General features: G+C 59.0%; 6 protein-coding genes. 2 read left to right on the top strand and 4 right to left on the bottom strand.

Annotated features, from left to right (window positions below; genetic code table 11):
• The first annotated feature begins 110 nt into the window (after positions 1 to 110).
• Both ACRESD_RS06755 and ACRESD_RS06750 read left to right on the top strand, forming a co-directional pair.
• Positions 111 to 1,271: a cysteine desulfurase family protein gene (locus ACRESD_RS06755; protein WP_431750221.1), complete on the top strand. Its 1,161-nt coding sequence runs from the start codon at positions 111 to 113 to the stop codon at positions 1,269 to 1,271.
• Between the two features lie 37 nt (positions 1,272 to 1,308).
• A complete protein-coding gene (locus ACRESD_RS06750; protein WP_431750220.1) occupies positions 1,309 to 3,117 on the top strand; it encodes an aminopeptidase P family protein in 1,809 nt (602 codons plus the stop codon).
• On the opposite strand, the gene ACRESD_RS06745 is transcribed toward ACRESD_RS06750, so the two are convergent.
• The 4 genes from ACRESD_RS06745 to rhtA all read right to left on the bottom strand — a co-directional run bounded on the left by ACRESD_RS06745 (position 3,114) and on the right by rhtA (position 5,917).
• A complete protein-coding gene (locus ACRESD_RS06745) occupies positions 3,114 to 3,704 on the bottom strand; it encodes a 2-hydroxychromene-2-carboxylate isomerase (RefSeq protein ID WP_431750219.1) in 591 nt (196 codons plus the stop codon). The genes ACRESD_RS06750 and ACRESD_RS06745 overlap by 4 nt on opposite strands.
• Positions 3,705 to 3,739: 35 nt before the next feature.
• Positions 3,740 to 4,471 (bottom strand): SDR family oxidoreductase, encoded by a 732-nt coding sequence (locus tag ACRESD_RS06740; RefSeq protein WP_431750218.1) that lies wholly within the window; start codon positions 4,469 to 4,471, stop codon positions 3,740 to 3,742.
• Between the two features lie 111 nt (positions 4,472 to 4,582).
• Positions 4,583 to 4,864 carry a hypothetical protein gene (locus ACRESD_RS06735; protein ID WP_431750217.1) on the bottom strand — a complete coding sequence of 94 codons (282 nt, stop codon included), beginning with the start codon at positions 4,862 to 4,864 and terminating at the stop codon, positions 4,583 to 4,585.
• Between the two features lie 165 nt (positions 4,865 to 5,029).
• Positions 5,030 to 5,917, bottom strand: coding sequence for a threonine/homoserine exporter RhtA (gene rhtA / locus ACRESD_RS06730; protein ID WP_431750216.1), 888 nt, complete (start codon positions 5,915 to 5,917; stop codon positions 5,030 to 5,032).
• Positions 5,918 to 6,298 lie beyond the last annotated feature (381 nt).

The following is a 6,298-nucleotide window of genomic DNA, read 5'->3' as shown; positions in this document are numbered from 1 at the left end:
CAGTGATCCTTCTTCAATGGCATTCGATCGGTTAAACCTGACGATCTCTGTTCCCATCGATGCCCCTGAGACGTTGCTCTCAGGAACACGCTCTGCGAGTCTTTAACGTCATGAATAAACGTCCGTTGTATTTCGACTACGCCGCCACCACGCCGGTGGATGAGCGGGTTATCCAAGTGATGGTCGAGTGTCTGGGCTTCAATGCCAACTTTGGCAACCCGGCGTCCAGCTCCCATGCGTTCGGCCAGGCGGCCCGGCAAACGGTTGAACAGGCGCGTCGCCAGGTGGCCGAATTGGTCGGTGCCAGCCCAGAACAGATCGTCTGGACCTCCGGTGCCACCGAATCCAACAACCTTGCGATCAAGGGAGTGGCCCAGGCGCGCGGGGTGGCGGGTGGGCATATGATCACCAGCCAGATCGAACACAAGGCCACGCTGGACACCGCGCGGCAGTTGCAGGAAGCCGGGGTGGCCGTGACCTACCTGGTGCCGGATGCCGAAGGCTTGATCAGCGCCGACGCCGTGAGTGAGGCGTTGCGCGAGGACACCTTTCTGGTGTCGCTGATGCTGGTCAACAATGAACTGGGCACCTTGAACGACATCCCCGCCATCGGTGCGCGAGTGCGTGAACATGGCGCGTTGCTGCATGTGGATGCGGCGCAGGGAGCCGGCAAGGTCGCCATCGACCTGGCTGAGTGGCCGGTGGACCTGATGTCGTTTTCCGCGCACAAACTGTACGGCCCCAAGGGTATCGGTGCGCTGTACGTTGGCCCGCGTGCGCAGCAGAAGGTGCTGGCGCAGATTCACGGCGGTGGCCACGAGGGCGGCTTGCGCTCCGGCACGCTGGCGACTCACCAGATCGCGGGAATGGGGGCGGCTTTCGCGCTGGCGGCGCAGTCCTTCACCGCAGAGAAGGCCACGATCGTTGCGTTGCGTCAGCGTCTGCTCGACCAACTGGAATCCCTGGCCGGCGTGCGCCTCAATGGCAGCCCGACGCAGCGCATTCCCCATACACTCAGCCTGACGTTCACTGAGGGTGAATTCAACGCTGGTGCACTCAGTGCCGGTATTGCCTTTTCGGCGACTTCGGCATGCAATTCGGCGAGCAATGCGCCATCCCATGTGCTTCTGGCCCTGGGGCATGACGCCCGCAGCGCCGGCCGTACCATTCGCTTGAGCCTGGGCCGGTTCACCACCGAGCAGGATATCGACACAGCCGTGCAATTGATCAAGGCAGCCCAGGCCAGTGCACCCGCGTTCTGGGCCGTTTGATTCACATAACAATTATGAGTGGTTAGCAGGAGACACAATGAGTACGCAGCCTTTGACCCATGGAACGGTTCCCCAGCGCCTGGCGCATACCCGTGAATTGATGAAGCGCGAGGGCATTCACGCCTTGCTGGTGCCGTCGGCAGACCCACACTTGTCTGAATACTTGCCGGGTTATTGGCAAGGGCGCCAATGGTTGTCGGGCTTCCATGGTTCGGTGGGGACCTTGATTGTCACGGCGGACTTTGCCGGTGTGTGGGCCGACAGCCGTTACTGGGAACAGGCGACCAAGGAACTCAAGGGCAGCGGCATTGAACTGGTGAAGTTGCAGCCAGGCCAACCCGGCCCGTTGGAATGGCTGGCCGAGCAAACGCCGGAAGGTGGTGTAGTGGCGGTGGATGGTGCGGTCATGGCCGTGGCCTCGGCACGCACCTTGAGCGCAAAGTTGGTGGAGCGGGGTGCGCGCCTGCGCACGGACATCGATCTTCTTGACGAAGTTTGGAAAGACCGTCCAGCGTTGCCGAACCAGCCGATCTATCAACATCTGCCACCGCAAGCCACTGTCAGCCGTGGCGAAAAACTCGCCACCCTGCGTGCCAGCTTGAAAGAGAAGGGCGCCGATTGGCATTTCATCGCCACCCTGGATGACATCGCCTGGTTGTTCAACCTGCGCGGTGGCGATGTGTCGTTCAACCCGGTATTCGTATCCTTTGCCTTGATCAACCAGAACCAGGCCACCTTGTTCGTGGCGCTGGATAAAGTAGATGGCGAACTGCGGGCTGTACTGGCGCAGGACGGCGTCACGTTGCGTGACTACAACGAAGTGGCGCAAGCGCTGCGTGCCGTGCCGTCGGGGACAAGCCTGCAAGTTGATCCGGCGCGCGTGACTGCCGGTTTGCTGGAAAACCTCGATGCTGGCGTCAAGCTGGTGGAAGGGCTGAACCCGACCACCCTGGCCAAGTCCCGCAAGAGCCTGGCCGATGCGGAACACATCCGCCGAGCCATGGAGCAGGACGGCGCCGCGTTGTGCGAATTCTTTACCTGGTTGGACAGTGCGCTAGGTCGCGAGCGGATTACCGAACTGACCATTGATGAACACCTGACGGCTGCGCGCACTCGTCGCCCTGATTATGTGTCGCTGAGTTTCAATACCATTGCCGCGTTCAATGCCAACGGTGCCATGCCCCATTACCACGCGACTGAAGAAGAGCATGCGGTCATTGAAGGTGATGGCCTGTTGCTGATCGATTCGGGCGGCCAGTACCTGGGCGGTACTACGGATATCACGCGGATGGTACCGATCGGTACGCCGAGCGCCGAGCAGAAGCGTGATTGCACGCGCGTGCTCAAGGGCGTGATCGCCCTGTCCAGGGCGCACTTTCCCAGGGGCATTCTGTCGCCATTGCTGGACTCGATCGCGCGTGCGCCGATCTGGGCTGAGGGTGTGGATTACGGCCATGGCACCGGTCACGGCGTAGGCTATTTCTTGAATGTGCACGAAGGTCCGCAGGTGATTGCCTATCAAGCTGCCACTGCGCCGCAGACCGCCATGCAGCCGGGCATGATTACTTCGATCGAGCCGGGTACTTATCGTCCAGGTCGTTGGGGTGTACGCATCGAGAACCTGGTATTGAACCGTGAAGCGGGCAAGACCGAGTTTGGTGAGTTCCTCAAGTTTGAAACCCTGACCTTGTGCCCGATCGACACCCGTTGCCTGGAACCGTCGCTGCTGACGGCGGACGAGCTCGAGTGGTTCAACGCTTACCATGCTGAGGTGCGTAAGCGTTTGAGCCCGTTGCTCAGTGGTGCCGCCCTGGAGTGGTTGCAGGTGCGTACAGCGGCTATTTAGCTGAGCGCTTCACGCACGAATTCCAGACGGTCCTGACCGAAAAACAGCTGCTTGCCTACAAACATGCTGGGCGCACCGAACACGCCGCGCTGAATGGCTTGTTCGGTTTTGTCCTTGAGGGCGGTTTTTACGGCGTCATCGTTGGCCAGGGCCAGCACCTCCTGCGCATCAAAGCCATGCTCGGTGAGTACGCTGGCCACTACGTCGGGATCACCCAGATGCCGACCTTCCACCCAGAGGGCACGGAACAGGCAGTCGATAAAGGCTTGGAAACGTTCAGGCTGGTGCATTTGCATGCCTGTAATTGCGCGCATCAATACCAAGGTGTTGATGGGGAAGTGTGGGTTGAACCTGAGTGGCACGTTGTAGCGCTTGGCGTATCGCGCCAGGTCTTCAAACATGTAACGACCTTTGGCTGGGACGGTGATCGGCGATGCGTTGCCGGTGGCTTTGAACACGCCGCCCAGCAGCATGGGTTGATACACCAGTCGCGTCGCGGTTTCGGCGCACAACGCAGGTAGCTGGGTGTAGGCCAGGTAAGTGGCCGGGCTGCCGAGGTCGAAGAAAAACTCCAGGGTTTTACTCATGGTCGATGCTCGCTGTTTATTGTTGTGAGGCGTGCTTACCAGGGTTCGTTCCAGGGGCGCAGGTCCAGCTCGAAGGTCCAGGCGTCACGGGGTTGGCTGTGCAAGTACCAATAGTTGTCGGCGATGTGGTCAGGATTGAGGATGCCGTCCTGATCTTTAAGCGCGTACTTCTGTGGGAAATTGTCACGGATGAAGTCAGTGTCGATGGCTCCGTCCACCACCACATGGGCGACATGGATGTTTCGGGGGCCCAACTCTCGCGCCATGCTTTGCGCGAGCGCCCGGATGCCGTGCTTGGCGCCGGCGAATGCGGCAAACCCGGCGCCTCCGCGCAAACCCGCGGTGGCACCAGTGAACAGGATCGTGCCGCGGTTGCGAGTCACCATGCGTTTGGCCACTTCGCGAGCATTCAGGAAACCGGAGAAGCAGGCCATCTCCCAGATCTTGAAGTACTTACGCGCGGTTTCTTCCAGAATGCTGCACGGCACGTTGGCGCCGATGTTGAAGACGAACGCTTCGATGGGGCCCAGCTCGGTTTCGATCTGTTCGATCAGAGCAATCACGTCTTCTTCTTTACGCGCATCGCAGGCAAAACCATGGGCCTCACCGCCTGTGGAGCGGATATTGTCTACCAGGGGTTGCAGTTTGTCGGCGCTGCGGCGGGTGACGCAGGCCACATAGCCTTCGCGGGCGAAGCGCTTGGCAATGGCGCCGCCGGTCGCGTCGCCGGCACCGACTACCAATACGATTTTCTTGTTGGGCGTCATGAGAACTCCGTTGGCTCAAGGGGCGAACAGGAGTTTAGACGCAGTGTTGCGAAGGGGCAGGGTCGTGCTGGGAATTTAATAAGAGCAGTCGGCGTGGGACTGCTCGGGGCGTTACTTGCAGATCACGATCATGCTGCGGCTGGTATAGCCAGCCGGATTGAGTCCAAAGGGGTAGTCCCCTGGCTCCTCGGAGTTGTCACCGGATTTTGCGATAACCCGATAGCCCTTGGCGCCGCATGAATTGGACGCACTGGTGTAGCACTGGTCCCAGGAAGAGGACAGGCCGGAACAGTTGATATGCAGCCCTTTTTTGCCCCGTTTCACTTCTGTCTTGGTGGTCGCAGCACAGCCAGCTATGCCAATGACCATTAACAGTATCAAAATTCGTTTCATTCCTATCCTTATAGCCGCGTCGCAAAAGGCGAGGTGCAGGCTTTACTCGCTCTCGAATGTAGCGTTAAGGCTGTCCTTGTCGAAGTTCTCCATAAGTGACATTTGTGTGCCGGCTAAACATGGCCTAAATGGAGGCCAAATACCAGAGCTACCTTTTGACGAGGATCAATCGGCCGGCACCAGGGGTTTGGATTCGTTGCGCATCGTCAGGGTGGCGCCTACGGAAGCCAGGATGATGCAGGTGATGGCCAGCCATTGCGCCAGTGACAAGTGCTCATGCAGGAAGAGCAGGCCGGAAAGTGCGCCAAACGCGGGTTCGATGCTCATCAACGTGCCGAAGGTGCGCGCCGGAAGGCGGGTGAGGGCAACCATTTCCAGGGTATAGGGCAGGGCGGTGGATAAAATGGCGACACCAATGGCGACGGGAATCAACGCCGGCGTCAGCAGCGCAGTGCCGGCATGGACGATGCCGATCGGCGCAACAAACAGGGCGGCAATCATTACACCGAGGGCGGCGGTTTGGACGCCATTGTCGTTACCGGCCTTCTGACCAAACAGGATGTACAGTGCCCAGCAGACACCGGCACCCAGCGCATAGGCGGCACCGGTCAGGTCGATACCGTTACTGGCCTCGCCGGTCGGGATCAATAAGAGAAGGCCGGTGACCGCGAGGCCAATCCATAAAAAGTCCACCGCTCGGCGAGAGGCATAGATAGCTACAGCGAGCGGTCCCGTGAACTCGAGGGCTACCGCAATGCCTAGGGGAACGGTGCGCAAGGACATATAGAAGAGGAAGTTCATGCCGCCCAGCGCCATCCCGTAGATGATGACGGTGCGCAGAGACTTGGCCGTCAGTTTGGCGCGCCATGGGCGTAATAGAAGCAACATGATCACGCTGGCGAAAATCAGGCGCAGCGTAGTGGTGCCTTGCGCGCCGACGATGGGGAACATGCTTTTTGCCAACGAGGCACCGGACTGAATGGATGCCATGGCGATCAGCAGCAAGCCGACAGGAAACAATGCCGAAGCCAGGCTGCGGGGTGAAGTGGTCATTGAGTTGTTTGTCCGAGGTCTTGGTTCTTAGTAGAGAAGCGGAAGGCGCTATCATGCTCAACTGTTTGCGGATGGGCAATATAGTGCTCAATTTTCCACGGTTAGCTCTATATATAGAAGAAAGTAGGGTGTTTTAGGCAAATTGATAGAGAATCCAAATTAGGTGTTGACGGCAGATTCTGGAGGCCTATAATTCGCCCCACTTCCGGCGCAGTCGAAACGGAAAACTCCTTGGTAAACAACGAGTTATGATATTTTCGGCAGCAAGGTGCTTCAGTTCATCGAAGCGGCCAGGAAGTTGAAAAAGAGGTGTTGACAGCAGCGTGTAACGCTGTAGAATTCGCCTCCCGCTGACGAGAGATCGGAAGCGCAAGTGGTTGA

The sequence above is a fragment of the Pseudomonas sp. genome (genome assembly GCF_050739995.1).
GTDB lineage: Bacteria > Pseudomonadota > Gammaproteobacteria > Pseudomonadales > Pseudomonadaceae > Aquipseudomonas.
This window is presented reverse-complemented; position numbering and strand designations above follow the sequence as displayed.

Bases quoted from the DNA above. Each gene is read 5' to 3' on its own strand.
- ACRESD_RS06745 (WP_431750219.1), bottom strand. From the start codon at position 3,704: ATGAGTAAAACCCTGGAGTTTTTCTTCGACCTCGGCAGCCCGGCCACT.
- ACRESD_RS06755 (WP_431750221.1), top strand. From the start codon at position 111: ATGAATAAACGTCCGTTGTATTTCGACTACGCCGCCACCACGCCGGTG.
- ACRESD_RS06740 (WP_431750218.1), bottom strand. From the start codon at position 4,471: ATGACGCCCAACAAGAAAATCGTATTGGTAGTCGGTGCCGGCGACGCG.
- ACRESD_RS06735 (WP_431750217.1), bottom strand. From the start codon at position 4,864: ATGAAACGAATTTTGATACTGTTAATGGTCATTGGCATAGCTGGCTGT.
- ACRESD_RS06750 (WP_431750220.1), top strand. From the start codon at position 1,309: ATGAGTACGCAGCCTTTGACCCATGGAACGGTTCCCCAGCGCCTGGCG.
- rhtA (WP_431750216.1), bottom strand. From the start codon at position 5,917: ATGACCACTTCACCCCGCAGCCTGGCTTCGGCATTGTTTCCTGTCGGC.